Origin of the sequence: Halorubrum sp. SP9 (genome assembly GCF_005435015.1) — an archaeon.
Classification (GTDB): Archaea; Halobacteriota; Halobacteria; order Halobacteriales; family Haloferacaceae; genus Halorubrum; species Halorubrum sodomense.
The window spans coordinates 1-470 of record NZ_SGXU01000358.1; the positions used below are offsets into that span (position 1 = coordinate 1).

Genomic DNA, 470 nt, shown 5'->3' on the forward strand with positions numbered 1-470 from the left:
GAGCGTATCGCCTACCTCCAGGGGACGTTCCTCGTCCCGATGCTCCTCGGAAGCGTTGTGATCAACTTCGCCCTCGGAGGGACCGTCGCGATACTCCCGTCGTACGCGGCTCACGTCGGGGGCGTCGACGGGTACGGGTACCTGATGGCGGCGTTGGCCCTGGGTATCCTGGTCGGGTCGCTGGCCGCCTCATCGCTGGCCGGACTGGCCTTCGGCCGGTTGTCGATCGCGGCGTTCCTGCTGTCCGGCGCCGCGTGGCTCGGCGCCGTCGCGGCCGGCCGGCTGCCCGTCACTGTCGCTCTGTTCGTCATTGCGTTCGTCCCGGTTGGCGTGACGAACGTCCTGATCGTCTCGGTCGTCCAGGCCGTGGTCCCCGAGACGCTACTGGGTCGGGTAACGGCCGTACTGGGGAGCGCCTCGGCGGTCTCGACGCCCTTCGGAGCTCTCGCGGGAGGTGCCGCCGCTTCCTT

Annotated in this window: 1 pseudogene; it reads left to right on the plus strand. The window is 69.6% G+C overall.

Annotated elements, in window-relative coordinates:
- Positions 1 to 470: pseudogene (locus EXE45_RS17875) on the plus strand (MFS transporter); the annotation flags it as partial.